Origin of the sequence: Chitinibacter tainanensis DSM 15459 (assembly GCF_000429785.1) — a bacterium.
Lineage (GTDB): Bacteria > Pseudomonadota > Gammaproteobacteria > Burkholderiales > Chitinibacteraceae > Chitinibacter > Chitinibacter tainanensis.
This window is the reverse complement of sequence record NZ_AUCN01000009.1, coordinates 254,480-277,404: the sequence shown is the minus strand read 5'-3', so window position 1 is coordinate 277,404 and position 22,925 is coordinate 254,480. Positions and strand designations below refer to the sequence as shown.

Below are 22,925 nucleotides of genomic sequence, written 5' to 3'. Positions count from 1 at the left end.
CAAAACCACAATTCAGACAAAAAATCCGAATAATGCATCAATAAAAACAGATCATAAAGACAAGTCTCTGCTTGAACGCACAATATCACTCTTCGACATAAAACGTATAGCAACTAACAGTAAAACTTCTCAGCCAATTCTAAACTAAGTCCAGTAGCGTCTTTCGCCGAAACAATAGGTGGCATACTTAATGGCCACTGAATATTTAAATCAACATCATTCCACAACAGGGTCCTCTCTCCTTCTGGATACCAGTAGTCCGTTGCTTTGTAATGCAAATCAGCGGTTGCTGATAGCACATAAAAGCCATGAGCAAATCCTTCAGGAATCCATAATTGCTCATGATTTTCTGAAGACAATATCCGGCCTGTCCAGCAGCCAAATGTTTTTGATTCTTGACGCAGATCAACTGCAACATCGAACACTTCACCCTTTGTTACTCGAACTAGCTTGCCTTGTGGCTTTCCAATTTGGTAATGCAAGCCTCGCAAAACCCGATGAACGGAGTGCGAATGATTGTCCTGTACAAAATTAATGGTTCGACCCAAATGATCCTCAAATCGTTGCTGATTAAAACTTTCCAAGAAATAGCCCCGACTATCATGAAAAACACCAGGGGTAATTACCTTAACATCTTCGATAGTCGTATTTATCACTTTCATATAGTGCTCCAATTATTCTTAATCCCATATTTTATATAGAGTGATATGTAACGAACTATTTGCTCTCAACGTCCAGCAATGCCAAAAGGTATTGGCCATACGCATTTTTACTTAGACTTTTTGCCTGTAGGCCTAATTGAACTTTATTGATCCAGCCCTTTCGAAATGCAATTTCTTCTGGGCAACTGATCTTTAATCCTTGACGAGCTTCTATGGTTTGAATAAATTGGCTGGCTTCCAACATTGATTCGTGTGTCCCAGTATCTAACCACGCATATCCACGGTGCATTATCTTTACACTCAGATTACCTTGCCGAAGATAGGTTTCATTAACATCTGTAATTTCTAACTCACCACGCTTTGACGGGATTATTCTCTTTGCAATATCCACTACTTCATTATCATAAAAATAAAGCCCTGTAACGGCATAATTCGATTTCGGTTTTAGTGGTTTTTCTTCAATTGAAACCACTGTCCCCTGAACATCAAACTCAACAACACCATAACGTTCTGGATCATTCACGTGATATGCAAATACACTTGCGCCACTTTCTTGGGAATTAGCAGCCTGTAGCAAGCTGACCAACTCATGTCCGTAAAAAATATTGTCACCCAATATCAGCGCAACATCATCTTGGCCAATAAACTCTTCACCGATGATAAATGCTTGCGCCAGTCCATCTGGGCTTGGTTGCACGGCGTATTGCAGCTTGATGCCCCATTGGCTGCCATCACCGAGCAATTGCTCAAAGCGTGGCGTGTCTTGTGGGGTGGAGATAATCAAAATCTCGCGAATACCTGCCAGCATTAAGGTGCTGAGCGGGTAGTAGATCATCGGTTTGTCGTAGATCGGGAGCAATTGTTTTGAGACTGCGATAGTGGCTGGGTACAGACGCGTACCTGAACCACCTGCGAGGATAATGCCTTTGCGATTAGCCATGTTTGTTAGATCCTAATTTCAGTATTCTTGTCTTTTGCCTTAGCCTGCTTGAGCAGCGTCATCACTTGCCCTACGCCTTGTTGCCAGCTCGGTAACGTCAAACCAAAGGTGGTTTGCAGTTTTTGCGTATTCAGGCGTGAGTTGGCCGGCCGTGGCGCGGGTACACGGTAGTCACCGGCTGGAATAGCTTTGATCTCTTGACTAGCGACTTTTAGGGTATAGCCCTGCTGAACAGCAAGATCATTGACTAGCGACGCATACCCATGCCAGCTAGTTTCACCGGCGGCAACTAAATGGTAAGTGCCATAGGCGAACTTGCTCTTATCACTGCTGCGCAGATACTGAGCGATGATTTGTGAGGTCACATCGGCGAGTAGGCTGGCCGCAGTGGGCGCGCCAAACTGATCGGCCACCACGCTGAGCGCATCGCGGGTTTGCATCAGCTTAAGCATGGTTTTCAGGAAGTTACCGCCGTGGGCACCAAACACCCAGCTGGTGCGGAAGATCAAATGGCGCGGATTAGCAGCCGCTACGGCCAGCTCCCCCGCCAGTTTGGTTTTTCCATACACCGATTGCGGATTGGGTGTGTCGGTCTCAACGTACCAACCGTCTTTATTGCCATCAAACACGTAATCGGTCGAATAGTGAATCAACAAAGCGCCCAGCTTGGCGGCTTCTTCGGCGCAGATTTGCGGCGCAGTGGCGTTCAATGCGGCAGCCAGATCGACTTCGGATTCAGCTTTATCCACTGCTGTATACGCGGCGGGATTGACGATGATGTCGGGGCGAATGCGTTGTACAAGCTCACGAATCGCAACGGGGTTGGATAGATCGCACTCTTCACGGTCAACCGCAATTACCTCGCCCAGTACGGCAAGGCTACGTTGCAATTCAAACCCGACTTGGCCATTTTTGCCGGTAACCAGTATCTTGGGTATTGCTTGAGCGGCCATGTTTAGGCTCCGTATTGGGTTGATACCCACTCACGGTATGCACCGCTGGTCACATTGCTTACCCACGCTTGATTAGCCAGATACCATTCCACCGTTTTTCGAATGCCCGATTCAAACGTCTCGGCTGGTTTCCAGCCCAGTTCGCGTTCAAGTTTGCGCGCATCAATCGCGTAGCGGCGGTCGTGTCCCGGGCGATCGGTCACGTATGTAATTTGCGCCGCGTAGCCTTGGCCATCGGCGCGGGGCTGCAATTCATCGAGTAAGCTGCAAATCGTCTTCACCACATCCAGATTGGCTTTTTCGTTCCAACCACCGACGTTATATGTTTCACCCACTTTACCGGCTTCGAGTACGCGACGAATCGCCGAGCAATGGTCTTTCACATACAACCAATCACGAATCTGCTGGCCATCACCATAAATCGGTAACGGTTTGCCATTCAGCGCGTTCAAAATCACTAGCGGAATCAATTTCTCTGGGAAATGGTAGGGGCCGTAGTTATTCGAGCAATTAGTGGTCAACACAGGCAGACCGTAGGTATGGTGCCATGCACGCACCAAATGATCGGAAGCCGCTTTCGATGCCGAATAGGGGCTATTTGGCTCGAAGGTATTGGTTTCAGAAAACGGTGGATCGTTGGCCTCTAGCGTACCGTACACTTCATCGGTCGACACATGCAGAAAGCGGAAAGCGCCCTTTTCATCTGCAGGCAGCTCATTCCAATAAGCGCGCACGGTTTCGAGCAGATTGAAAGTGCCCACCACATTGGTCTGAATAAAATCACCCGGGCCGTGAATTGAGCGATCGACATGCGACTCAGCCGCGAAGTTAATCACTGCGCGTGGTTCGTGTTCCATCAGCAAACGGCAAATCGCCTCGCGATCACCAATATCTGCGCGGACAAAAATATGCCGCACATCACCTTCTAGCAATTTGAGGGTATCTAGATTACCCGCATAGGTGAGCTTATCGACATTGATAACAGCCTCATCAGACCCAGCTAGCCAATCTAGGACAAAATTACCACCAATAAAACCTGCACCGCCGGACACTAAAATTGTCATTACAATTTTCCAAGCTAATTTTTATTACAAAGCGTAATTTAAAAGTTAACCAGGTCTTATTTTGCTCGCCATGCGGCAACGATTTTAGCTATCAACGCATTGTTGTTTTCATTCTTACGCGACGGATTAAAGGCTTCACTGATAAAAGACCATAGTATGGCGCCAAATGAGGCAGCAAAAGCCGACAGCAGTATGATCAACGCACGCTTTGGCCCTGATTTTTCATCAGGCACCTCAGCAACAGTCATTTTCAGTTCATCACGCTCTTGTTTTTTTATCAAATCAATTCGGTGATCAAGGCGTTCAATCAATGCATCCCAGTAAGCTTGTTGCTGCAAAGCATCTACGGATGCAATCCATAAGCCTGTATTAGTTGCAGACGATTGCTTTTTCATACCATCTACAACCAGGCGCTGCAGACTAGCCAATTGATCTTGCATACGAACCAGCTCATTTTGCATGAGGTCTGATACCCCCCCCTGCAGCGTAGACTCGGCCTGAATCGCAGCAAGGCTGGTGATGCCATAACGATCTGCAGGCGATAGTAGCTCAATAGTTCTTGCCATTTCTGGCTGGGTGATTAGCGTATCAAATTTGGCTTTATTCTTTGCGGCAATATCACGACGCAACTCTAGATCGTAACGGCCTTTCGAAATATCAAGTAAGCGCATCGTATACAGATTGCTCTGCAAAGCACCTCCCATACGATTAGCAAGCTTTGCAGCAAATTCAGGCGATTCATCACTCACATTCACATCTAAAAAACCATCCTTAGCGTTCAATGCAACCTTGACCTGTTTTGCCATTTCTTTGCGTGTAGCTTTGCGGCCTTTAGTGCCATAGTGTTCTGCAAGCTTGAATTCTTTTGATATCTCTTCCAACACCTGGTCGTTAGTTAGCACCCAGTTATATACTGCCGCATTTTTGGAAGGGGCAATCTTGAGTGTTGCCGTGTACTCATTCGGCAACGTAAAACTCACTGCAGCCGCAACTAATGCAGCAATAATCGGCAAACCTATGATCATTTTCTTGTGCTTAGCTAAGACCAACACTAGGTCCAACAGCGAAATTTCGTCATCTTGCACGTTTACAGTTGTAGTTTCAGCAGTCATGCCTTTGCTCAGTTAATTAATTGGGGAGACCAGTTTTACTAAATTCCGACAATGGGTACGACAAAGTAGAGCCTTTATGCATGAATTTTACCTCAAAGCATATGACTGTCGGCAAGCTGTAAGCAAAAAACCCGCCGTTTTGGCGGGTTTCCAACGCTGCTTGCAAGCACTGCGCTTGCCGAAGAAAATCAGATGCGCGGCAAATTGTAATCAAACACCTCACGCACCACTTGCTCAGCACCGGTCTTATTCACAAGCACTGCATGCATAATCGGCAATTCACCAACCACTGTAATCAGTCGTCCCGCTTCTTTCAGCTGGGCGAGTAGTTCGCCGGGAACTTGGGTAAATGATGCAGCAGCAATAATCGCATCAAACGATGCTTGCTGGCTAGTCAGGGATGACGACACTTCTACACTCACATTCTTAATATTGGCTGCCTTCAGCGCCGCGGTTAGCTTAGCGGCTTGGTCAGCACAAGCTTCGAGTACAAACACTTGCGCACAGAGGCCGGCTGCCAGCGCAGCGATGTAGGCGGTACCGGGGCCGACGATCAGCAGTTTATCGGTGGCTTTGAGTTGAATTTCCTGCAGCAGACGGGCTTCTACTTTCGGGGCCAGCATCAGTTGGCCATTGCCCAGCGGCAGCTCAACATCGACGAAGGCCAGTTCTTTTTTATCGGCGGGTACGAAGTCTTCCCGACGGGTATTGAGGACACGATCAAGCACGGCGGAGTCCAGAACGTTCCAAGGGCGAATTTGTTGTTCAACCAGAAAGTAGCGTGCTTTTTCCCAATCCATGTTTGTGTAACCTCAAAGCGGGGCCAGATTCGGCCCGTGTTAGTCGAATAGATCTTGCAATTATCCCACAAGTCTTTTAGTTTCACATTCATTGAATCGCTAGGGGTTCTGGACTGCGGTCACAATGTTGCAAGAACTTGCCATTGCCCGCCCTCCGGATGAGATACACCCTTGGAACCTGACCCGGCTAATACCGGCGTAGGGAAGCGAGTTCGCCATTCGTGCGCCCTCCTTGCTCCAAATCCCCAGCGTCTCATGCTTTTGATACAGCCGGCTTTTCGTCCGGCACAAAGACAGGAGATACCCCATGAACGCCAAGATCGATTTCGTTGCCACCGAAGCGGTGGTGGATTCGGCCGCTATTCAGCCGCTGCCCAACTCGCGCAAAGTGTATGTCACCGGCTCGCGCCCCGATATTCAAGTACCAATGCGTGAAATCAGCCAGGACGACACCCCCACCATGTTTGGCGGCGAGCAAAACCCGCCGATTTATGTGTATGACTGTTCTGGCCCCTATACCGACCCACAAGCTACCATCGATGTACGCAAAGGTCTGGCGCCGATTCGTGCGGCCTGGATCGCTGAGCGCGATGACACTGAACAACTGGATGGCCTGACCAGTGACTATGGCCGCATGCGTGAGGCCGATAGCAGCCTCGATCATTTGCGCTTTGAGCTGCAACGCAAACCCCGCCGCGCCAAAGCCGGCCAGAACGTCACCCAAATGCATTACGCCCGCCGCGGCATCGTTACCCCTGAGATGGAATACGTGGCAATTCGCGAAAATTTGCAGCGCGAAAAATACATCGAAAGCCTGCAAGCACTGGGTGCTAAGGGCGAAAAAATGGCCAAGATGATGTTGCGCCAGCACGCGGGCCAGAATTTCGGCGCCAATATCCCAGAAAAAATCACCCCCGAATTCGTGCGCGATGAAATCGCCGCCGGTCGCGCGATTATTCCGAACAATATTAATCACCCTGAATCCGAGCCGATGATTATTGGCCGCAATTTCCTGGTGAAAATCAACGGCAATATCGGTAATTCGGCCGTCACTTCATCGATTAACGAAGAAGTCGACAAAATGACCTGGGGGATTCGCTGGGGCGCCGATACCATCATGGATCTCTCCACCGGCAAAAACATCCACGAAACCCGCGAGTGGATTTTGCGTAATTCGCCCGTGCCGATTGGCACCGTGCCAATTTATCAGGCGCTGGAAAAAGTGAACGGCAAGGCCGAAGACCTGACCTGGGAATTATTCCGCGATACGCTGATCGAGCAAGCTGAGCAAGGCGTGGATTACTTCACTATTCATGCCGGCGTGCTGCTGCGCTATGTGCCGCTCACTGCCAATCGCATGACCGGTATTGTGTCACGCGGCGGCTCGATCATGGCCAAATGGTGTCTGGCGCATCACAAAGAAAACTTCTTGTACACGCATTTCGCGGAAATCTGCGAAATCATGAAGCAATACGATGTGGCCTTCTCGCTGGGCGACGGCCTGCGCCCTGGCTCGGTGTGGGATGCCAATGATGAAGCACAGCTGGGTGAGCTCAAAACCCTGGGTGAGCTGACACAAATCGCGTGGGAACACGATGTACAGGTCATGATCGAAGGCCCGGGCCACGTGCCGATGCAGTTGATCAAAGAAAACATGGATAAAGAGCTGGAATGGTGCCACGAAGCGCCGTTCTACACCCTTGGCCCGCTCACCACCGACATCGCACCTGGCTACGATCACATCACTTCCGCCATTGGCGCGGCGCAAATTGGCTGGTATGGCTGCGCGATGCTGTGTTATGTCACCCCGAAAGAACACTTGGGCTTGCCGAATAAAGATGATGTGAAAGAAGGCATCATTACCTACAAGCTGGCCGCCCACGCCGCCGACTTGGCCAAGGGTCATCCGGGCGCGCAGATTCGGGATAATGCACTCTCGAAAGCCCGCTTTGAATTTCGCTGGGAAGATCAATTCAATCTGGGGCTGGATCCGGATCGGGCGCGGAGCTTCCACGATGAAACGCTGCCGAAAGAAAGCGCCAAAGTCGCGCATTTCTGCTCAATGTGCGGCCCGCACTTCTGCTCGATGAAAATCACGCAAGACGTGCGTGAATTTGCCGAGCAGCAAGGCCTGCAAGCCAACGAAGAAGCCCTGCACAAAGGCATGGAAGCCAAAGCCATCGAATTTGTGAAAGGCGGCGCCAAACTGTACGACAAAGCCTAATGGGTATAGCCAGCAAGGCATTTATTAATAATGCTTAGCTGGCAATACATCACCTAGGTATTAAAAAGCGCAGCTTCGGCTGCGCTTTTTTCTTGCCCCGACCTCACGGCTGTTGCAGCGCGCAAAACGCCACGCACTCAGCTATAAAGAGCACAGCAGCCACCGACTGGCGGCCCATGCTTACAATCTCGCTATCCCCTTGTATATTCAAAATTGCTAATATACGCCACTCATTCACTGGGAGGCTCCCATGTTCGAGCACGATGACTGGCTGCAAGACGACGATGAGGCGAGCGCCAATGCGCCGCACGCCGCGCCGCCATGGAAAATCGCCATCATTGATGACGAACCCGATATCCACCTGATGACCCAGCTATCGCTGAAAAAGGCCAACTATCGGGAGCGCCCACTGCAATTGATTTCGGCCTTTAGCGCGCGCGAAGGCTTCGAGCTGCTGCACGCCCAACCCGATATCGCCATGATCTTGCTCGATGTCGTCATGGAAACCGAAGACGCCGGCCTGCGGCTGGTGGAGCGTATTCGACACGAGCTGGGCAATCAGCGCGTGCGGATTGTGCTGCGCACGGGCCAGCCCGGCCAGGCGCCCGAGCGGGCGGTGATTAGCCGCTATGATATTAATGATTACAAATGCAAAACCGAGCTCTCGGCCGATCGCCTGTATTCCAGCGTGATTTCCTCGCTGCGCAGCTATGAATTACTGAGCGAGCTGGAAGCTCAATCGGCGCAGCTTTCGTCGATTATTCAGCTTAGCGCCAATGCCGTCGCCTATTTTGGCCCGGATGGGCTGCTGGCCTACGCCAATCAGGGGCTCAGTGAATTGCTACTACAGCCGCTCGAGCAACTGCTAGGCCAACCCCTAGCCAGCACCAGCGCGGCGTTGCAGGCGCAAGAAGTCTGCCATGTGCATACCTTTCGCCCCTTGGCGCTTGAGCAATTGCCGGCGCTGCTGGCCGCCGAGCCCAGCGGTTTGAATCTATTATTGCGCCGCCCTAGCCTGCGCTACATCCACCTCAAAGGCCAGCATACTCCCGATGGCGGTTTGGTCTTGTATCTGCGCGACATCACCCGCGAAACCGAGCTGGAGCGGATGAAAAGTGAGTTTCTCAGCCATGCCGCACACGAATTGCGCACCCCCATTGTCAGCATCCGCGGTTTTACCGAGCTGATGCTGCATCGCCAGCTCTCTGCCGAGCAAAGCCGCGATATGCTGGAAACCATTCACCGACAAAGCCTGCGCTTAAGTGATCTGGTCAGTGATTTACTGGATCTGGCCAAGCTGGAAGCCGATGGCGCTACGAGCTTGCAACTGAGCCAATGCAGCTTACCGCAGTGTCTAGAAGGCGCCGTACAAAGCATCTTGTGCAGCGAGCGCGGCCGGCTTAGCCTGCAATTGGCCAGCGATTTAGCGCCACTTGAGGCCGATGCGGCAAAACTGCAGCAAGCCTTGCGGCAAATTTTAAGCAACGCCCTGCTCTATTCCGCGCCTGATAGCCCGATTGTGATTACCGCCGTCGCACAAGCGCGGCATGCGCAAGCTGGCTTGCAGCTGGAAATTCGCGATCAGGGCATCGGCATGAGCCCGGAGCAACTCAACCACGCCTTCGAGCGTTTTTATCGCGCCGATACCTCCGGCCACCTGCCCGGCACCGGCCTCGGTCTGGCGCTGGTCAAGGAAATCATTGGGCTGTTGGGTGGTGAAGTCTGGCTCACGAGCCAGCTGGGAATGGGCACCAGCGTGTTTGTGTGGCTGCCTACTGCCGCATCTCAACCCGTCAGCAGTACACCCAACAGTATACCCACCACGGTATAGCTAGCTAACCCAAATCTAATATAGCATTTAAGGCCATACCCATTAATGCAAGCCAAAGCGGGCTTTCGCCTGCAGCAGGGTGGGCCCGGCCATTACTTTGGCCACTGCTGTCGCCAGCCGCTGCTGCAAGGCCGAGTTCACTTTAGGGTTGGCCATCAGAACCACCGGTGTGGTGGTGAGCGGTAGCGGAGTGAGAGTGGCCAGCCCTGGCAAACCGCTGCGCCAGATCGCATACAAAATCACATCGCGACTGCCGCACAGCGCATCCAGCCGCCCGACATCGAGCATGCGCACGCCCTGATCAAAGTTATTCACTTCATTAAATTTGGGCTGGGTTTTCTGCAGCAACGGCTGACAGCCGCCGCGTAAACGGCCGACGTCTTTACCGGCCAGCTCGCTCAGACTCTGCCAACGCGCCCCGCGCGCGGGCCACAGCACCAGATCCAGCTGATAAATCGCCCCCAATGCACTGGCCTGCGCCGGATTCACCGCATCACGATTTACCAGCGCCAGATCAGTCTCACCATCATTGAGCATGCGCACCACCCGCGCAAAGGGCACGATCTGATAGCGCAAGGCAATGCCGGATTCTTTGGCCACGGCATTGAGCACATCCAGATAAATGCCCATCTGCCGCCCATCTGGTGCCAAAAAGGCATGTGGAATTACCTCGGGTAACACCACCGTGAGCGGCGCGGCCCGCACCGGCGCTGCGAACGCGACGTAGAACCACAACATGGCGCACAGCAGGGCAAAGCGCTTCATCGCACTCACATTTAAAGTTCACCTGCCTACACTCTAGCGATTCGCCTGCCCGCCGCCTAGCCAGAAAAAGAAAAAACCGCCATGCAACACATGGCGGGTGGGGTATTGCCTTGCAGGTCTTTGCTAACGGTACCTAGCAGCAGATACACCGCGATGTATCTGCTACCAAGTGCGGCTTAGAAACTACCGGCGGCTTTTTGCGGGAATTCCTGCTTGGTGGCAAAGGTTTTCCCATTCACAGTCAACACATAGTTGCTTGGCCCCGCAATCGGCAGATTGTAGGTCAGCCCGATGGTTTTGGTGGCGCCAATGGCCAGCGCTGGCAGGCTCACTTCCACGGTATGGAAATCACCTTTATAGCCACCGATATTGCTACCGGTGTGCTCGCTGGCCACCACGGTAACGCCGCTGCCTTGCATGGTATTCGGTGCTGACACCGGATACTGGAAGGTCAGCTTGCTACCGGCCGGAATCGCCTTGCCCGTGTTGTTGATCAATTGCAGCTTCGGCTCGATCGGATAGTTTTTCTCGCCCAGTGCGTAGTTCACCAGATCAATTTTCACATCCAAGACTTGCGCTGGCATGGCCGTTTTCGCGCGGGTATTGCCATACGGCGCCGCGGTGCGGAATTTATTCGCCAGCAAGGTCGAAAGCGTAGAACCGGGCACATACTGCCCTTTGCTGCCGTTCAGGTTGGTGCGATTGGCATCCCAATCGTAGTCGCCTGCCAGCTCCCAGTTCATGGCGCCGCCAATGCCGTTTTTGATAATCCAGTCGGCCTTGATCGCCATCGATTCTTCATCTTCGGTCGACAGGAAGACTTTCTTCTGCTCATTCCACAGCCATGGTGCCACCAGCGTTGGATCAAAGTAGCGATCGTATTTGCCCACGATGTCGGCAGCAGTGAAGCCCCAGTCTTTCAAGTAATCACCGGCAATGCCTTTTTCGAGGTTTTTCGCGTGCCACATCGGATTCGAGCCCGCGTCTTCCACGCTGCCTTTTTCATCGACATCAAACCAGATATTGTCGATGCCTTTGGCGCCGATACCGCATGGCGCTTCCACGCCCGGTGGGCAGGTATTGGTCGAAGCAGTGCCCCACAGACCATGATTGCCACCGGTCACATTCGACCAGCCGCGGGTGTAGTACGGCACGCCCACGTTGATCCGGCCGGCCGGTACAGCACCACGGTAGTAGTGATAGGCCCAGTCGGTATTCAGGTAGCCGATGTTTTGGTATTGCGGATCGGTATACACCTGCCAGAAGGCCAGCTCGCCATCTTTGCCATCGTCATACAGTGCGGCATTGGGGCCCACAAACTGATTCCAAGTACCGTGCAGGTCGTAACTCATGACGTTCACGAAATCGAGATACTTGATGGCCTGGAAGGCTTCCATCCCACGCAGCAGATAGCCCGAAGCCGGTACGGCGGCGGTGAGCTGATAGTATTTGCCATCGGCTACGGCGGCGGTATCCAGTTTCTCGCGCAGGGCGCGCATCAGCTCACGATACGCGGCTTGCAGGCCTTTTTGCCGTGGCGTAGCAAAGGACCAATCCAGCGGATTACCCGAGTTTTCCATGGTGGTTGGATATTCATAATCAATATCCACCCCGTCAAAACCATACTGACGGATAAAGGCCACAGCCGAATCGGCAAAGGCATTGATGCCCGCGGTATTCACCGTGCCATCGGCGTTGGTGGTCATGCTATAGAAGCCACCTGAGGCCACGCGTTTGCCATCGCCACCAAAGTAGCCGCCGGTTTCCGCCCAGCCACCAATCGACACCAACGTGCGCACGCCGGGGTGCTGTTTCTTGTATTTATTCAGCTGGTTGAAATGGCCTTGATAGCTATAGCTGGCATCCATGGCCGCTTCGGGGATATTCGGCCAGGTCATTTGGGTGGATTCATTCCCGGCAACATCGGCATTCACCGACACTTTATTGCTGCCATCCACATGGGCAAACGCATAGTTAATATGCGTCAGTTGATTCCACGGAATATTGTGCGCGAGGAAAGTGCCCTGTTTCGGGTCTTTACCGGTACGCCAGTTGGCAAAGTAACCAATATTGCGGCGCTGCAAACCGTTGGCCAGCTTTTCGCGGCCAGCGGTGTCATAAGCCAGACAATACGGCACATTGGCCACGCTGCTCACCAGACCATCTGGGCGACATTGCTCGTTATCGCCCACGGCTGGGGTAGTGGTTGGGGCTGGCGTCACGACGGGCGTGGCAGTTGGCGTGGCGCTCGGTGTAGCAGTGGGGGATGCACTTGGCTTGGGCGTAGAGCTTGGGGTCGATGTCGGGGTCGCGGTCGGCGTTGCCGTTGGTGTGAGGGTTGGCTTCGCCGTTGGGGTTGCCGTTGGTGTGCTAGTTGGAACTGGGCTGGCGGTTACTACTGGCGTCGGCTGCGCGCTGCAGCTACCGCCGGCTTTCCACAAGGTTGGCGTCGTCGCTGGCGTCCAGCCCGCCCCAACAAACGCGGTGTGCGCGCTAGTGGCGGTGTAAGTCACGCCGTTGTAGCTCACTACATCGCCCACTTTATAGCTGGCGCCTTCGGCCCACACGCTACAGCTGCCGCTCGGGGGTTGGCTTGGGGTGCTGGTGGGCGCCGCAGTGGGTGCGGTACTTGGGGCGGCGGTCGGTTTCGGAGTGGCGGTCACAACGGGTGTGCTAGTCGGCGCTACGGTGGGCGCTGGAGTGGCATTGCCTGACTCACATACGCCGAGGTCATTCCATACCCCCCAGGTGCCAGCCTTGCTCGGGTCCTCGTTTAAGGTCCACCATTTATTGCTGTAATTGTGGCCGTTCTGGCTCACGGTGGTGCCTGCCGTGCCATAGGTCACGGTGGCCGACCAAGCCGGTGCACAGCTAGCGGCAAAACTGCTGCCCGAGGCTAAAAAAAGGCCGAGCGCAATGCTGCTCAGCGCGAAACGCGTATGCATAATTTCTCTCTCCATCCTGTTTTGGGATTTTGTTGTGGTATTGGTATTAATTTGTAGCAATAGTAAATACCACTACAGCGCCGATACTAGGCTTTCCCCTTCGCTGCTTCAATAGCTGCCATTACAGTTGAAGATTAAATTTTATTAATAATCAGCACTCAAATCGGCATGCCGACTCAGCCCCTGATCCTCAGCCACACCAGCCCCGCGCGGGCAAAAAAAAGACCAGCACACAGCTGGTCTTTGGAGATGTGAAGCGCGAACTTCGTCGCATTTACGCAGCAGCGCGCCGCTCATACCAGCCACGACTGCGGTTCACCACCGCCACCACGGCCAGCATAATCGGCACTTCTACCAATACGCCCACCACAGTGGCTAAAGCCGCGCCGGAGTGAAAGCCAAACAGGCTAATTGCAGCGGCTACCGCCAGCTCGAAGAAGTTGGACGCCCCAATCAGGGCCGATGGGCCGGCCACGCAATGTGCTTCACCCAGCTGCCGATTCAGCCAATATGCCAGTGATGAGGTAAACACCACTTGAATCAAAATCGGCACGGCCAGCAAGGCGATCACCAGCGGTTGGGCCAGGATCTGTTGCCCCTGAAAAGCAAACAGCAATACCAGCGTTGCCAGCAGCGCCAATAGCGAAAAAGGCCCGATTTGCTGCAATACCAGTTCCAGCCGGCCAGTAGCCAGCAAATATCTGCGCGCCAGCTGGGCGATGGTGAGCGGCACAATGATATACAGCCCCACCGACACCAACAGCGTATCCCACGGCACACTAATCGCCGACACCCCCAGCAAAAAGGCCACGATGGGGGCAAACGCCACGATCATGATCGCGTCATTTAGCGCCACCTGGCTTAAGGTAAAGTGCGGTTCGCCCCGCACCAGCGCGCTCCAGACAAACACCATTGCCGTACACGGCGCCGCCGCCAGCAAAATCAGGCCAGCGATATAACTATCGAGCTGCTCAGCCGGTAGATACGGGGCAAACCAATGACGAATAAACAGCCAGCCCAACACCGCCATCGAGAAGGGCTTGACCAACCAGTTGATGGTCAGCGTTACGCCAATCCCGCGCCAATGCTGGCTCACCGTTTTCAGCGCGGCAAAGTCGATTTTCATCAGCATCGGGATGATCATCACCCAGATCAGCACCCCGACGGGTAGATTGACCCTGGCCACTTCCAGCTCGCCCAGGGCCTGAAACACACCCGGCACGAACTGCCCCAGCACAATCCCCACCACGATACACAGCGCAACCCATAAGGTCAGGTAGCGCTCAAAAAAGCCCAAGCGGGCTGGTGCCTCGCTCATTGCCCTGCTCCCCGCAATACCTCAGGCTCGCCAATTGCCCGCACATTAGCCAGATTCGCTAAGCTTTCATCGGACAGGCTCAGCAACAGCTCAATGCGGTGTTTGATCTGGGCAAAAATCTGCGCAAAGGAATGCCGTTTTTCTTCATCGGTATCGCCATGCGGGTCGTCATAGCCCCAGTGCGCGGTGATCGGATGGCCAGGCCAGATTGGGCATGGTTCGCTGGCGGCATTGCCACACACGGTAATGATGATGTCCATTTTGGGTGCGTCTTCACCTTCAAATACATCCCAGCTTTTGGAGTACATATAACTGGTGTCGTGGCCGATTTTTTGCAGCAATTCCAGTGCGAAAGGGTTGGGCTGCGTGCCGGGCTTGCTACCGGCGCTAAAGGCTTTAAAGCGGCCGTCATTCAGATGATTGAGCAGGCCCTCAGACATAATCGAACGCGCCGAATTGGCGGTACACAAAAACAGCACGTTATACACTTTGTGACTCATGATCTTCCCCTGTGGTGGTCTTAGTAAAAATACGCCCGGCTGGGCAATGTCTTGTAATGCAAGCCAGCCCCGTCGCGGCAGCCGACACTTGATGCGATATACCCTACGAGGTATATCGCGCTAAATTAGCAGCAACGTGATCCAGGCTTGCATACCCCTAGATCACTTAGTTTCACTCGTGGCTTTTCTGCCTTGGGCGCGCAACAGGCATTTTGCCCGCCCTCTGCGGCACCACGATTAAAGGTCGGAATCGCGCCCAGCGTGTGATAGCACTCCCAGGCAATCCCATTCGGGTCGGTCACCCAATGTTTATTGGATTCGGCATAGCAACAGGCTGTGCCCGGCTCGCTCACCATGCTCATATCCGCCGCGGCCAACTGAGCCTGCAGCGCATCCAGCTCGGGCTCGCTATCCACCTGAAAACCCAGATGATCGAGCCCTGGCGCCGCGCCGCGCGCCGAGATGGCGAAATTCACCCGTGGGTCTTCCAGCATCCACTTGGCGTAATCGGCATGCTGCACAGTAGGCGCGGCCTGAAACAGCTGCTGGTAAAAGGCAATGCTAGTGGCTAGGTCATCTACAGCGAGATGGACGTGAAAGCGTTTCATCGGCGTCTCCGGTTAACAACAGGCAGTGGGGCTGCAGCTAGTTCCGCCGCAGCAGTTTTCAGTCAGAAAACCCAGTAATTCATTCATGGCGGCAAAATGCGCCACATAAAACACATAGCGGCCTTCCTGGCGCGCGCTAATCAGCCCAGCATGGCTGAGCTCTTTAAGGTGAAAGGACAAAGTGGCCGGCGCCACGCTAAGCGCTTCACCAATCTTGCCCACCGGCAGGCCCTGCGGGCCAGCCACCACCAGGGCGCGAAAAATCGCCAAGCGCGATTCCTGCGCCAAGGCGGCTAAACGTTGCACAGCAAGTTTGTTTTCCATATTTCTATATATATCGAATAGTCGAATCAATCATAAGCCAAAGCCAGCAGCATGACAAGCGCAAAGTAATGCGCGGCCAAGGCCACAACAAGCTCACGCCACCACGTCAATAAACTTTTACTAACAATTCAATAAAAACATTCAATTTTTACTATGATCACTTTGGGCTTAAGCTACGCCCTGTCTTCAACGCAAACGACGTTAACCACTAAGGAGCAATACTCATGGCACTGATCAACAGCACCATCAAACCATTCAAAGCCACTGCTTATCACAACGGTAACTTCATCCCCGTGAGCGATGAAACCCTGAAAGGCAAATGGTCTGTGGTGTTCTTCTACCCAGCCGACTTTACTTTTGTTTGCCCAACCGAACTGGGCGATCTGGCTGATCTGTACGCTGAATTCCAAAAACTGGGCGTAGAAGTGTATTCAGTTTCAACCGATACTCACTTCACGCACAAAGCCTGGGCCGACGCCTCAGAAACCATCGGCAAGATCAAATACCCAATGATCGGCGACCCAACCGGCATCATCAGCCGCAACTTCGATGTGATGATCGAAGAAGAAGGCCTGGCGCTGCGTGGCACTTTCGTGATCAGCCCTGAAGGCGAGATCAAAGTGGCTGAAATCCACGATCTGGGCATTGGCCGCGATGCCAAAGAGCTACTGCGCAAAGTACAAGCCGCGCAATACGTAGCGAGCCACCCAGGTGAAGTGTGCCCAGCCAAATGGACCCCAGGTGAAGCCACTCTGAAACCATCACTGGATCTGGTCGGCAAGATCTAATCCCCGCGCCGTGCCACCGCCGGGTGGCACGGCCTTCAGCGACCAGCCTGCTGCAAATACCCCAATAGGTATACCCACATAAGCCTTATCAGACATAACACTGATAAGGATACCCAGCAGTTTGCTCAGTGAAACTCAAACCGGAGAACCGCCATGCTCGATGCCCAAATTCAAAGCCAGTTGCAGGCTTATCTGGAAAAACTGCAATACCCAATCGAATTAGTTGCCAGCCTCGATGACAGCGCTGCAGCGGCAGAAATTCGCCAGCTGCTGGACGAAATCGCCGCGCTCAACCCCAAAATCAGCGTACGCCACGATGGCAACGCCGCGCGCCGCCCGTCTTTTGCTATCGCCCGTCCGGGCGAGGCGCCGCGGGTGAGCTTTGCCGGCATTCCGCTCGGCCATGAATTCACTTCGCTGGTCTTGGCCCTGCTGCAAACTGGCGGCCACCCACCCCGCGTGGATGAGGCCACCATCGCGGCGATTCGCGGCCTAACTGGCCCGCTGGAATTCACCACTTTTGTTTCGCTGTCCTGCCACAACTGCCCGGATGTGGTGCAGGCGCTGAATTTGCTTGCGGTACTCAACCCCGCCATCCGCCACGAAATGGTGGACGGTGCGCTGTTTCAGGCTGAAGTCACCGAACGGCAAATCATGGCCGTCCCGACCGTGCTGCTCAATGGCCAGCCTTTCGGCCAAGGCCGCATGACGATTGAAGAAATCGTGGCCAAACTTGATACCGCCAGCGTGGCGCGGCAGGCCGAAGCCTTGCAGCAAAAACCCGTCTTTGATGTGCTAGTGGTGGGCGGTGGCCCAGCCGGCGCCGCGGCCGCAATTTACGCCGCCCGCAAAGGCATCCGCACCGGCATCGTGGCCGAGCGCTTTGGCGGCCAGGTGATGGATACCATGGGCATCGAGAACTTTATTTCGGTTAAAGAAACCGAAGGGCCGAAGCTGGCGATGGCGCTGGAAAACCATGTGAAGGAATATCCGGTTGATCTGATGAACCTGCAGCGCGCACGCAAACTCAGCGCAGGCGAGCTGATCGAGATCCAGCTGGAAAGTGGTGCGACGCTAAAAAGCCGCAGCGTCATTCTGGCCACCGGTGCGCGCTGGCGCGAGCTGAATGTACCCGGCGAGCAGCAATACCGCGGCCGAGGCGTGGCCTACTGCCCGCATTGCGATGGTCCGCTATTTAAGGGTAAACGCGTTGCCGTGGTCGGTGGTGGTAATTCGGGCGTAGAAGCTGCGATTGATCTGGCCGGTATTGTGGAGCACGTGACGCTACTGGAATTTGGCCGCGAGCTGCGCGCTGATGCGGTGCTGCAAAACAAACTACGCAGCCTGCCGAATGTAGAGATCATTACCGAAGCCCAAACGACCGAAGTAGTGGGCGACGGGCAAAAGGTCACCGGCTTGCAATACACCGACCGCGCCACAGGCTCCAGCCAAGTACTGAATCTGGCAGGGATTTTTGTGCAGATTGGTTTGCTGCCCAATACCGATTGGCTGCAAGGCACAGTGGCACTCAGCAAACACGGCGAAATCGAAGTAGATGCGCGCGGCCAGACTTCGCTACCCGGGGTGTTTGCTGCAGGCGACGTGACCACAGTGCCGTTTAAGCAGATCATTATCGCCATGGGCGAAGGGGCCAAAGCATCGCTCGGCGCCTTTGATCACCTGATTCGTAGCGGCCAATAAAACGTCGCCACCACCTACAACCCACTGCGTGCCCGCGGGCGCCAGTGGGTTTTTTGTTGTTGACTGAAACAGCGCTACATTTCAGTAAAGATAAGCTGCGCCGGCGCGAATGAGCGCGCTATACTTGCTTTTTTTTGTGCTTGCCTGCAGGAATATCATGTTTGTTCGTGTTGCTACGCTGAGTCTGACTGCTACCCTGTTCACCCTCTTGGTGGGTTGCCCTGCCAATGCCGAAAAAACTCCGCCCGCCAAAACGGCGAGCAAAGTCGCCAAAGCCCCGGCCGCCGCAGCCACTAAAGCCGTGCTGTGGAAAATCGAAAGCAAAAATGTTGGCCCATCCTGGGTACTGGCCACAGTAGCCACCCCTGCCGGCCACGAAGCCGAATTCAAGCCTGAAGTCGAACCGGCCCTGCTCAGCGCCAAATACATTGGTACCGAGTTTTATAGCGATATGAATTCATCGGTCGAGCTGGCGCAGCTGATTCTGACCAAGGAAGCGACGCTGGCCAAGATCCTGGGCGAAGAGCGCTTTAAGCAAGTGGTGCCGATGCTGGAAGCGCGCGGCTATCCACGCGCGGTGGCCGATAAACTGCAGCCATGGGCTGTGGTTATGCTGCTGATGACGCCGAAAGCCGGTAAAGAAATCCCGCCGATGGATGAATATCTGTACCAATACTCGGCTGAAATGCAAAAACCGTATTTCGCCATTGAAAGCGTAGGCGAGCAGCTCAAACCCTATCAAAGTCTGGCGGCCGATAAACAAATCGTGCTGATCGATACCTTGATCAAAAAAGCGCCGGAGCTAGATCAAGCCAATAGCCGGAATATGACGGCCTATATCGGCTATGAAGTCGAGCAAATCCAACCGCTGGCGCAACTGGAAGCAGCGTTGCCGAGCACCGAACAAGCCTGGTTTAAAGCCTGGCATCATGAAGTCAAAGCCAAACGCAGCCAGAGCATGCTCGAGCGCCTGAAACCGGCGCTGGCCAAAGGCGATATCTTCTTTACCATGCACGCAAGTCAGCTCACTGGTGAAGATGGCCTGCTGAAAACCCTGCAAAAAGCCGGCTATACCGTCTCGCCAGTGCCTGCCGTGGCGGCCAGCAAATGATCCGCCGCGTTCAACTGGGCAGCAGTGCACTGCAGGTATCCAGCCTGTGCCTGGGTACGATGACGTTTGGCGAGCAAAATACCGAAGCCGAGTCGCATAGCCAGCTAGATTATGCGCTGGCGAACGGGATTAATTTTATTGATACCGCCGAGATGTACCCGGTGCCGGCCAAGGCGGCGACGCAAGGGCTAACCGAACAATACGTGGGGAGCTGGCTTAAACGCCAAGCCCGCGCCGAGATTGTGCTGGCGACCAAAGTGGCCGGGCCTAATCGCGGCATGGAATGGCTACGTGGCGGGCCGCAATTTACCCGCGCGCAAATTATCGCCGCCTGCGATGACAGCCTGCGCCGGCTGCAAACTGACTATATCGATTTGTATCAGCTACACTGGCCAGCCCGGCATGTGCCCATGTTTGGCCAAAGCTATTACGAGCCAAGCCAGGAATACACCGACACGCCCAGCGTTTACGAGCAGCTCGCTGCACTTGATACCCTAGTATCGGCTGGAAAGGTGCGCTACATCGGCCTTTCCAATGAGACCCCCTGGGGGGTATCTGAGTTTCTACGCATTGCCCGCAGTGAAAATCTGCCCATCGCGCATAGCCTGCAGAATGTCTACAACCTGATTAATCGCACTTACGATTACGGCCTGTGCGAAACCTGCCATCGCGAGCAAGTGAGCCTGCTGGCCTACAGCCCGCTGGCGTTTGGGCTACTCAGCGGCAAATATGTGAGTGATCCACAGGCCACCGGCCGGATGACGCAATTTGCCAATTTTGGTGTGCGTTATCTCAAGCCAGCTGTCCCGGCTGCGGTGGCCGCCTATCGTGATTTGGCGCTCGCTCATGGCTTAACACCAAGTCAGTTAGCACTGGCCTGGCTGCATTCGCGCTGGTATGTCGCCAGCACCATCATCGGTGCCACCAGCATGGCGCAGCTGAGCGAGAATATTGGGGCAAGTGCGCTCACACTTAGTGAAGAGCTTATCGCCGCGATCGAGGTGATTCATCGGCAATCCCCTAGCCCAGCGCAGTAATAGCAGTAATCGGTCAGCATAGGGCTGACCGCCCTACTCTTTTGTTGCTAGCTGCAGCACTGCAGTAAATCCAGCCAGACAACCGCAATAAAAAACCCGCCTTTCGGCGGGTTTTTTATTGCAAGGCGAGTTGCTTATTTTTTCAGGCGTTTGAATGCCAGACCTTCTGCATCGAACAGCATGCATTGAGATTCTGGGAATTTAACGCGGATTGCATCGCCGTATTTCAGGCCGGTCATGTTCGCTGGCAACTTCATGCAGATGATTTCGTTGATACCTGGGATTTCGATGTAGGCCAGTACGATATCACCCAAGTGCTCGGTCAGATCAACGCGGGCTGGAATACCTTCCGCATCGCCTTCCGCGCACAGCTCGATGTGCTCTGGACGGATACCGATGGTCACTTTGTCGCCAACTTTGGCGCGGCCAGCGTCCACAGAAGCACGCACGGTAATGCCTTTAGGCAGACGAACAACCGCAGAGCCTTGCTCCAGACCCACCAGTTGTGATTCAAACAGATTCATTTTTGGTGAACCGAGGAACGAAGCCACGAACAGATTCGATGGGTTTTCGTACATTTCCAGCGGGCTACCAACCTGCTGCACGATACCGGCATTGAAGACCACGATACGGTCAGCCAGCGTCATCGCCTCAACCTGATCATGCGTTACATACAGCATGGTGGTTTTCAGTTCTTGGTGCAGCTTAGACAGCTCAACGCGCATGTTCAGACGCAGTGCAGCATCCAAGTTAGACAGTGGCTCGTCGAACAGGAAGACTTTCGGATTACGTACGATCGCACGGCCGATCGCCACACGCTGACGCTGACCACCTGACAGAGCCTTAGGCTTACGCTCCAGCAAGTGAGTCATTTGCAGAATTTCAGCGGCTTTTTTCACGCGCTGGTCGATTTCCGCTTTCGGAGTACCGGCCAGTTTCAGCGCAAACGCCATATTGTCATATACCGACATGTGTGGATACAGCGCGTATGACTGGAACACCATCGCGATACCGCGTTTTGAAGCGTGGATGTCATTTGACAGGGTGTCGCCGATGTACAGCTCGCCTGAGGTGATTTCTTCCAGACCGGCGATCATCCGCATCATGGTTGATTTACCGCAGCCAGATGGGCCTACGAATACCACGAATTCACCGTCTTTAATTTCCAGATCTACGCCTTTGATCACACAAACGTCTTTGGTGTAGTTCTTTTTGATGTTTTTAAGGGTCAAGCCAGCCATGATTAGTTTTCCTTAATTCTGAATTGGGTCGATTTCTGCGTGTCAAAACACGATCAAATTATTTAACTGCGCCGTCCATGCCGGAGATGAAGTAGCGCTGAGTGAAGGCAAAGAACACCAGTACTGGAATAACCGTCAGTACGATGGCTGCCATCAATGTGTTTTGTGAACCAGACAGTGGACCAGTCAGGTCATTAAATACCCCAACGGCCAATGGCTGCATTTCTTTGGCACGCAGTACAACCGATGGCCACAGGAAGTCATTCCAAGTGTTCACCAGTGTAAAGATACCCAGTGCCGCGATTGATGGTGCAGTTACTGGCAACATCACACGCCACAGAATTTGCATCTCGGTTGCGCCATCAACACGGGCCGCGTCGATCAGATCTTGCGGTACCGCTTCGAAGGCTTGTTTCATCAAGAAGATACCAAACGCACCGGCCACTGATGGCGCTACAGCTGAGAAGTAGCTATTCAGACCGATGAATTTACGCCAGGTGCCTTCATCACTGCCGGTCAGCACCAGTTGCAACCAGTTCGCGAAATCACCGAAGTTTTTAATGGTGATGTAGTTCGGCACGATACTGGCTTCAGCTGGCAGCATCATGGTGACGATGATGGCCACGAAGATGAAGTTACGGCCGAAGAATTTCATCCGCGCCAGTGGGTAAGCCGCCAACACCGAAATCACCACGGTACCGATCACCGCCATAGTGGTGATGATCACCGAGTTGATGAAGTACTGGGTGAATGGAATTTCAACGAATACACGATGAATCCACGAGAAAGTCACCCCAATGCTATATACGCCGTTTTCATCTGCCACATGAGGCACAAAGCCTTGTGGGAAACGGTAAGCCACTGAGCCATCTGTCGACAGACCGAAAGCGGCCGCCCATAACAGCGGGAAAGTGGTGAACAAACCGAATGCCAGCAAACTTGCGTATTGTGCAGACAATACCAACGCTCGATTCAATACCTTTTTATTCAACATGATTCTC

The 22,925-nt window shown here is 53.7% G+C and carries 20 protein-coding genes and 1 riboswitch; of the genes, 6 read left to right on the top strand and 14 right to left on the bottom strand.

Going from position 1 to position 22,925, the window contains the following annotated elements; all coding sequences use genetic code 11:
• Positions 1-113: 113 nt before the first annotated feature.
• From rfbC to G482_RS17005, 6 genes are all read right to left on the bottom strand, one after another.
• Positions 114-662: a dTDP-4-dehydrorhamnose 3,5-epimerase gene (gene rfbC / locus G482_RS19980; RefSeq protein ID WP_084414428.1), complete on the bottom strand. Its 549-nt coding sequence runs from the start codon at positions 660-662 to the stop codon at positions 114-116.
• 55 nt (positions 663-717) lie between these two features.
• A complete protein-coding gene (gene rfbA / locus G482_RS0102455) occupies positions 718-1,602 on the bottom strand; it encodes a glucose-1-phosphate thymidylyltransferase RfbA (protein ID WP_028448690.1) in 885 nt (294 codons plus the stop codon).
• 5 nt (positions 1,603-1,607) lie between these two features.
• Positions 1,608-2,555 carry a dTDP-4-dehydrorhamnose reductase gene (rfbD, locus tag G482_RS17010; RefSeq protein WP_051258663.1) on the bottom strand — a complete coding sequence of 316 codons (948 nt, stop codon included), beginning with the start codon at positions 2,553-2,555 and terminating at the stop codon, positions 1,608-1,610.
• Positions 2,556-2,557: 2 nt separating this feature from the next.
• A complete protein-coding gene (gene rfbB, locus G482_RS0102445; RefSeq protein WP_028448689.1) occupies positions 2,558-3,619 on the bottom strand; it encodes a dTDP-glucose 4,6-dehydratase in 1,062 nt (353 codons plus the stop codon).
• Positions 3,620-3,675: 56 nt separating this feature from the next.
• On the bottom strand, positions 3,676-4,731 hold the full coding sequence (locus G482_RS0102440) for a Wzz/FepE/Etk N-terminal domain-containing protein (RefSeq protein ID WP_028448688.1): 1,056 nt from the start codon (positions 4,729-4,731) through the stop codon (positions 3,676-3,678).
• 188 nt (positions 4,732-4,919) lie between these two features.
• Entirely contained in the window at positions 4,920-5,531 is a 612-nt protein-coding gene (locus G482_RS17005) for a protein-L-isoaspartate O-methyltransferase family protein (protein ID WP_034618645.1), read from the bottom strand.
• Between the two features lie 91 nt (positions 5,532-5,622).
• A riboswitch (TPP riboswitch) is annotated at positions 5,623-5,753 on the top strand.
• Positions 5,754-5,838: 85 nt separating this feature from the next.
• On the opposite strand from G482_RS17005, the gene thiC reads away from it, so the two are divergent.
• On the top strand, positions 5,839-7,755 hold the full coding sequence (gene thiC, locus G482_RS0102430) for a phosphomethylpyrimidine synthase ThiC (RefSeq protein ID WP_028448687.1): 1,917 nt from the start codon (positions 5,839-5,841) through the stop codon (positions 7,753-7,755).
• Positions 7,756-8,005: 250 nt separating this feature from the next.
• Positions 8,006-9,586, top strand: coding sequence for an ATP-binding response regulator (locus tag G482_RS19360; protein WP_051258662.1), 1,581 nt, complete (start codon positions 8,006-8,008; stop codon positions 9,584-9,586).
• Positions 9,587-9,628: 42 nt separating this feature from the next.
• Here the strand turns inward: G482_RS19360 and G482_RS0102420 are convergent, their stop codons facing one another.
• From G482_RS0102420 to G482_RS0102395, 6 genes are all read right to left on the bottom strand, one after another.
• Positions 9,629-10,351, bottom strand: coding sequence for a substrate-binding periplasmic protein (locus G482_RS0102420; RefSeq protein WP_028448686.1), 723 nt, complete (start codon positions 10,349-10,351; stop codon positions 9,629-9,631).
• 176 nt (positions 10,352-10,527) lie between these two features.
• Positions 10,528-13,296: a glycosyl hydrolase family 18 protein gene (locus G482_RS16995; protein ID WP_169721045.1), complete on the bottom strand. Its 2,769-nt coding sequence runs from the start codon at positions 13,294-13,296 to the stop codon at positions 10,528-10,530.
• A 274-nt stretch (positions 13,297-13,570) separates the two neighbouring features.
• Positions 13,571-14,614 (bottom strand): ACR3 family arsenite efflux transporter, encoded by a 1,044-nt coding sequence (gene arsB / locus G482_RS0102410; protein WP_028448685.1) that lies wholly within the window; start codon positions 14,612-14,614, stop codon positions 13,571-13,573.
• Entirely contained in the window at positions 14,611-15,114 is a 504-nt protein-coding gene (locus G482_RS0102405; RefSeq protein ID WP_028448684.1) for an arsenate reductase ArsC, read from the bottom strand. The genes arsB and G482_RS0102405 overlap by 4 nt, the downstream gene beginning before the upstream one ends.
• A gap of 125 nt (positions 15,115-15,239) precedes the next feature.
• Positions 15,240-15,722, bottom strand: coding sequence for an ArsI/CadI family heavy metal resistance metalloenzyme (locus G482_RS0102400; RefSeq protein WP_028448683.1), 483 nt, complete (start codon positions 15,720-15,722; stop codon positions 15,240-15,242).
• A 12-nt stretch (positions 15,723-15,734) separates the two neighbouring features.
• Positions 15,735-16,046, bottom strand: a complete 312-nt coding sequence (locus G482_RS0102395; protein WP_028448682.1) for an ArsR/SmtB family transcription factor — start codon at positions 16,044-16,046, stop codon at positions 15,735-15,737.
• A gap of 224 nt (positions 16,047-16,270) precedes the next feature.
• Here G482_RS0102395 and ahpC point away from each other — a divergent pair, with 224 nt between their 5' ends.
• From ahpC to G482_RS0102370, 4 genes are all read left to right on the top strand, one after another.
• The gene (ahpC, locus tag G482_RS0102385) at positions 16,271-16,834 is read left to right on the top strand and encodes an alkyl hydroperoxide reductase subunit C (protein ID WP_028448681.1); all 564 of its coding nucleotides are present in this window, start codon (positions 16,271-16,273) and stop codon (positions 16,832-16,834) included.
• A 153-nt stretch (positions 16,835-16,987) separates the two neighbouring features.
• Positions 16,988-18,535 (top strand): alkyl hydroperoxide reductase subunit F, encoded by a 1,548-nt coding sequence (ahpF, locus tag G482_RS0102380; RefSeq protein WP_028448680.1) that lies wholly within the window; start codon positions 16,988-16,990, stop codon positions 18,533-18,535.
• Between the two features lie 157 nt (positions 18,536-18,692).
• Positions 18,693-19,646 (top strand): TraB/GumN family protein, encoded by a 954-nt coding sequence (locus G482_RS0102375; protein ID WP_028448679.1) that lies wholly within the window; start codon positions 18,693-18,695, stop codon positions 19,644-19,646.
• A complete protein-coding gene (locus G482_RS0102370; protein WP_028448678.1) occupies positions 19,643-20,683 on the top strand; it encodes an aldo/keto reductase in 1,041 nt (346 codons plus the stop codon). The genes G482_RS0102375 and G482_RS0102370 overlap by 4 nt, the downstream gene beginning before the upstream one ends.
• A gap of 134 nt (positions 20,684-20,817) precedes the next feature.
• Here G482_RS0102370 and G482_RS0102365 read toward each other — a convergent pair whose 3' ends face one another.
• Both G482_RS0102365 and G482_RS0102360 read right to left on the bottom strand, forming a co-directional pair.
• On the bottom strand, positions 20,818-21,924 hold the full coding sequence (locus G482_RS0102365) for an ABC transporter ATP-binding protein (RefSeq protein WP_028448677.1): 1,107 nt from the start codon (positions 21,922-21,924) through the stop codon (positions 20,818-20,820).
• A 58-nt stretch (positions 21,925-21,982) separates the two neighbouring features.
• Positions 21,983-22,918 carry a carbohydrate ABC transporter permease gene (locus G482_RS0102360; RefSeq protein WP_034618642.1) on the bottom strand — a complete coding sequence of 312 codons (936 nt, stop codon included), beginning with the start codon at positions 22,916-22,918 and terminating at the stop codon, positions 21,983-21,985.
• Between the last annotated feature and the right edge of the window lie 7 nt (positions 22,919-22,925).

Excerpts from the sequence above, each read along its gene's own strand:
- rfbC (WP_084414428.1), bottom strand. The coding sequence starts at position 662 with ATGAAAGTGATAAATACGACTATCGAAGATGTTAAGGTAATTACCCCT.
- rfbA (WP_028448690.1), bottom strand. The coding sequence starts at position 1,602 with ATGGCTAATCGCAAAGGCATTATCCTCGCAGGTGGTTCAGGTACGCGT.
- rfbD (WP_051258663.1), bottom strand. The coding sequence starts at position 2,555 with ATGGCCGCTCAAGCAATACCCAAGATACTGGTTACCGGCAAAAATGGC.
- rfbB (WP_028448689.1), bottom strand. The coding sequence starts at position 3,619 with ATGACAATTTTAGTGTCCGGCGGTGCAGGTTTTATTGGTGGTAATTTT.
- G482_RS0102440 (WP_028448688.1), bottom strand. The coding sequence starts at position 4,731 with ATGACTGCTGAAACTACAACTGTAAACGTGCAAGATGACGAAATTTCG.
- G482_RS17005 (WP_034618645.1), bottom strand. The coding sequence starts at position 5,531 with ATGGATTGGGAAAAAGCACGCTACTTTCTGGTTGAACAACAAATTCGC.
- thiC (WP_028448687.1), top strand. The coding sequence starts at position 5,839 with ATGAACGCCAAGATCGATTTCGTTGCCACCGAAGCGGTGGTGGATTCG.
- G482_RS19360 (WP_051258662.1), top strand. The coding sequence starts at position 8,006 with ATGTTCGAGCACGATGACTGGCTGCAAGACGACGATGAGGCGAGCGCC.
- G482_RS0102420 (WP_028448686.1), bottom strand. The coding sequence starts at position 10,351 with ATGAAGCGCTTTGCCCTGCTGTGCGCCATGTTGTGGTTCTACGTCGCG.
- G482_RS16995 (WP_169721045.1), bottom strand. The coding sequence starts at position 13,296 with ATGCATACGCGTTTCGCGCTGAGCAGCATTGCGCTCGGCCTTTTTTTA.
- arsB (WP_028448685.1), bottom strand. The coding sequence starts at position 14,614 with ATGAGCGAGGCACCAGCCCGCTTGGGCTTTTTTGAGCGCTACCTGACC.
- G482_RS0102405 (WP_028448684.1), bottom strand. The coding sequence starts at position 15,114 with ATGAGTCACAAAGTGTATAACGTGCTGTTTTTGTGTACCGCCAATTCG.
- G482_RS0102400 (WP_028448683.1), bottom strand. The coding sequence starts at position 15,722 with ATGAAACGCTTTCACGTCCATCTCGCTGTAGATGACCTAGCCACTAGC.
- G482_RS0102395 (WP_028448682.1), bottom strand. The coding sequence starts at position 16,046 with ATGGAAAACAAACTTGCTGTGCAACGTTTAGCCGCCTTGGCGCAGGAA.
- ahpC (WP_028448681.1), top strand. The coding sequence starts at position 16,271 with ATGGCACTGATCAACAGCACCATCAAACCATTCAAAGCCACTGCTTAT.
- ahpF (WP_028448680.1), top strand. The coding sequence starts at position 16,988 with ATGCTCGATGCCCAAATTCAAAGCCAGTTGCAGGCTTATCTGGAAAAA.
- G482_RS0102375 (WP_028448679.1), top strand. The coding sequence starts at position 18,693 with ATGTTTGTTCGTGTTGCTACGCTGAGTCTGACTGCTACCCTGTTCACC.
- G482_RS0102370 (WP_028448678.1), top strand. The coding sequence starts at position 19,643 with ATGATCCGCCGCGTTCAACTGGGCAGCAGTGCACTGCAGGTATCCAGC.
- G482_RS0102365 (WP_028448677.1), bottom strand. The coding sequence starts at position 21,924 with ATGGCTGGCTTGACCCTTAAAAACATCAAAAAGAACTACACCAAAGAC.
- G482_RS0102360 (WP_034618642.1), bottom strand. The coding sequence starts at position 22,918 with ATGTTGAATAAAAAGGTATTGAATCGAGCGTTGGTATTGTCTGCACAA.